The organism is Caulobacter sp. B11 (assembly GCF_002737765.1).
Taxonomy (GTDB): Bacteria; Pseudomonadota; Alphaproteobacteria; order Caulobacterales; family Caulobacteraceae; genus Caulobacter.
The window spans coordinates 1-3,425 of sequence record NZ_PEGG01000254.1 but is presented as its reverse complement, the minus strand read 5'-3'; the positions used below and the strand labels follow the sequence as shown (position 1 = coordinate 3,425).

Sequence of the window (3,425 nt, the reverse complement as noted above, 5' to 3'; positions counted from 1 at the left end):
ACGACAACCTGTTCCCGCGCAGCCCGCGCCTGGACTTCGCCGAAGCCGCCCAGATCGTCTGAGCCTGTCCCGCCGCCGGCGCGATCCGGCGGCGGGATCGCTGGGCCCCGGGGCTCGCATCCCGGGACGCCTGATGCTACAAGCCGCCGCATGATCCTCGCCATCGACACCTGCCTGGGCGCCTGCTCGATCGCCGTGCTCGACGGCGACCGGTGCTGGCCGCCCGCAGCGAGCCCATGACCCCCGCGGTCATCAGGAGCGTATCGCCGTCCTGGCCCGAGAGGTGATGGAACGAAGCCGGCGCCGCCTTTTCCGTCCTGACCCGGATCGCCGTGACGGTGGGGCCGGGATCGTTCACCGGCCTGAGGGTTGGCCTGTCCTTCGCCAAGGGCCTGGCCGTCGCCCTGTCGATCCCCTGCGTCGGGATCAATACGCTCGAAGCCCTGGCCGGCGCGACCGGCGGCTTCGTCGCCGCCGTGCTCGACGCGAAAATGGCCCAGGTCTATCTGCAGGTCTTCGACGGCGGCGTCTCGCTGATGGCCCCGACGCCCTGGAGATCGGCGTGGCGGCGGCCCGACTGGCCGAACTGCACGCCGGCGGCCCCGTGACGCTGATCGGCTCGGGCGCGCCGTTGCTGGCCGAGGTCCTGACCGGGCCGTGGTCCAGACCCCGGCCTTCGCCGACCCCGTCGTCATCGCCCGACTGGCCGCCGCCCGCCCCGCCCCGCGTCATGCCCCCCGGCCGCTCTATCTGCGCGCGCCCTATGCCGTGGCGCCGGCGGCATGATCCTGCGTCCGGTCGGGCTGGAGGCCTGTTTCACCCTCGCCGATCTGCATGACCGGGCCTTCGCCCGGCCCTGGAGCGCCGAGGCCTTCGAGAGCCTGCTGGGCGGCCCCGGCGTCTTCGCCCTTCTCGGCGAGGCTGACGAGGCCAAGGGCTTCATCCTCTGCCGGTCGATCGGCGGCGAGGCCGAGATCCTGACCCTGGCCGTCGACCCCGCCGCTCGCCGGCGCGGCTGGGGCGCGGCCCTGGTCGAAATGGCGGCCGGCGTCGCGGTCGAGACCGGGGCGCAGGTGCTGTTTCTCGAGGTGGCGGCGGACAATCTGGCGGCCCTGGGGCTGTATGAGACGAGCGGTTTCACCCGCGTCGGCCTGCGCCGCGGCTACTATGCCGAGGCGGACGGCCCAAAGGACGCGGTCGTGATGCGGCGGAGCCTTAACACTTAGGGCGCACCCGCCTATCTTGCCGTCGAATCGACCCGGAGACGCGCCTTGGATCGCCTCGAGAAACTCTGCATCGAAAACGGGATGCGCATGACCGACCAGCGCCGCGTGATCGCGCGCGTGCTGTCGTCGGCCGACGACCACCCTGATGTCGAGGAACTGCACCGTCGCGCCCACGCCGTGGACCCGCACATCTCGATCGCCACGGTCTATCGCACCGTGCGCCTGTTCGAGGAGAGCGGCATCATCGAGCGCCACGATTTCCGCGACGGCCGCTCGCGCTATGAAGAGACCCCCAGCCACCACCACGATCACCTGATCGACATGAAGAGCGGCAAGGTCATCGAGTTCGTCGACGAAGAGATCGAGGCCCTGCAGAACGCCATCGCCCGCAAGCTGGGCTACAAGCTGATCGACCACCGGCTGGAACTGTACGGGGTTCCGATCGAGGAGTGAGCGGGCGACACGCCCCCTCCGGCCCTCCGGGCCACCTCCCCCAAAGGGGGAGCATTTGGCGCGCCCGATGCTCCCCCTTTGGGGGAGCTAGCGCGAAGCGCCTGAGGGGGTGTTGCCCCCAGAACCTTGCGCGCCAGCCTCGTCGCCCCCATAACCTCGCCCCATGAGCGAGACCCCGCAAAAGCGCCTCTATATCAAGACCTACGGCTGTCAGATGAACGTCTATGACAGCGAGCGCATGGCCGATGTCCTGCGGCCGCTGGGCTATGGCGTGGTCGATGATCCCGAGGGCGCCGATCTGGTGGTGCTCAACACCTGCCATATCCGCGAGAAGGCCACCGAGAAGGTCTATTCCGAGCTCGGCTACATCAAGCAGATGAAGGACCGCAAGGCGCAGGCCGGCGGCCGCATGACCATCGCCGTGGCCGGCTGCGTGGCCCAGGCCGAGGGCAAGGAGATCATGCATCGCCAGAAGGCGGTCGATCTGGTGGTCGGTCCGCAGTCCTATCACCAACTGCCCGAGCTGATCGCCCGCGCCCACCGGGCGACCGGCGAGCGGCTGGCGGTCGATTTCGCCGCCGACGAGAAGTTCGACGCCCTGCCGGCCGAGCGCCAGGTGGGCGGGGTCAGCGCCTTCCTCACCGTGCAGGAGGGCTGCGACAAGTTCTGCACCTTCTGCGTGGTGCCCTATACCCGCGGCGGCGAGTGGTCGCGTCCGCCCGAGGCCATCGAGGACGAGGCCCGCCGCCTGGCCGACCAGGGGGTGCGCGAGCTGACCCTGCTGGGCCAGAACGTCAACGCCTATGACGGCGGCGGCTCTTCCCTGGCCAAGCTGGTTCGCCGGCTGGCTCGTATCGAGGGCATCGACCGCATCCGCTACACCACCAGCCACCCGCGCGACATGGGCGACGACCTGATCGAGGCCCATGGCGACCTGCCCGAGCTGATGCCCTATCTGCACCTGCCGGTGCAGGCCGGCAGCGACAAGATCCTCAAGGCCATGAACCGCGACCACACGGCCGAGAGCTATGTGCGCCTGATCGAGCGCATCCGCGCCGCCCGTCCGGACATCGCCCTGAGCGGCGACTTCATCGTCGGCTTCCCCGGCGAGCGCGACGGCGACTTCGAAAAGACCCTGGAGCTGATCCGCGATGTCGGTTTCGCCTCGGCCTTCTCGTTCAAATATTCCCGCCGTCCGGGCACCCCGGCCTCGGCCATGACCGGCCAGGTCGACGAGGCGGTCAAGACCGAGCGCCTGCAGCGTCTCAACGCCCTGCTCGACGAACAGCAGGTGGCCTTCAACGCCGGCCAGGTCGGCAAGACCCTGCCGGTGCTGTTCGAGAAAAATGGTCGCAACCCCGGTCAAATCGTCGGCCGCAGTCCCTATCTGCAGGCGGTGTTCGCGACCGGGCCCGATAGCCTGATCGGTCAGATCGCGCCCGTCCGCATCGAGTCCGCCGCCAAGATGAGCTTGGGCGGCGTGCTCGAGAGCCAGTCCGTCCTGGAGTCCGCTTGAGCCGCACCCCCGAGTTCCTGCCGCTGTCCGATGACGCGGTCCACGCCGTGACCGGTCCCGCCGGTCGCCACGCCGCCCTGATCGAGGACGCCTTCAAGGTGTTGATCGAGACGCCCGGCGGCGGCGTCACCCTGACCGGCGACGTCAAGGGCCGCAGCGGCGCCAAGCGCGTGCTCAACGCCCTGGCCCAACCGAGTCGACGCCGGCGAAGAGGTCGTCGAGGCCGATGT

3 protein-coding genes and 2 pseudogenes are annotated in these 3,425 nt (G+C 69.5%); all 5 read left to right on the top strand.

Annotated features, from left to right (window positions below; genetic code table 11):
* The first annotated feature begins 150 nt into the window (after positions 1-150).
* Positions 151-786, top strand: a pseudogene (gene tsaB / locus CSW58_RS10495) (tRNA (adenosine(37)-N6)-threonylcarbamoyltransferase complex dimerization subunit type 1 TsaB).
* Positions 783-1,226 (top strand): ribosomal protein S18-alanine N-acetyltransferase, encoded by a 444-nt coding sequence (gene rimI, locus CSW58_RS10490; RefSeq protein WP_099447249.1) that lies wholly within the window; start codon positions 783-785, stop codon positions 1,224-1,226. The pseudogene tsaB and the gene rimI overlap by 4 nt, the downstream one beginning before the upstream one ends.
* 45 nt (positions 1,227-1,271) lie before the next feature.
* The gene (locus CSW58_RS10485; RefSeq protein ID WP_099447248.1) at positions 1,272-1,679 is read left to right on the top strand and encodes a Fur family transcriptional regulator; all 408 of its coding nucleotides are present in this window, start codon (positions 1,272-1,274) and stop codon (positions 1,677-1,679) included.
* A 163-nt stretch (positions 1,680-1,842) separates the two neighbouring features.
* Complete coding sequence (miaB, locus tag CSW58_RS10480; protein WP_099447247.1) at positions 1,843-3,195, top strand: tRNA (N6-isopentenyl adenosine(37)-C2)-methylthiotransferase MiaB; 1,353 nt, start codon at positions 1,843-1,845, stop codon at positions 3,193-3,195.
* Positions 3,192-3,425: pseudogene (locus CSW58_RS10475) on the top strand (PhoH family protein); the annotation flags it as partial. The gene miaB and the pseudogene CSW58_RS10475, both read left to right, overlap by 4 nt.

What these genes read in the sequence shown, in the direction of transcription:
- rimI (WP_099447249.1), top strand. Translation starts at nt 783, where the DNA reads ATGATCCTGCGTCCGGTCGGGCTGGAGGCCTGTTTCACCCTCGCCGAT.
- miaB (WP_099447247.1), top strand. Translation starts at nt 1,843, where the DNA reads ATGAGCGAGACCCCGCAAAAGCGCCTCTATATCAAGACCTACGGCTGT.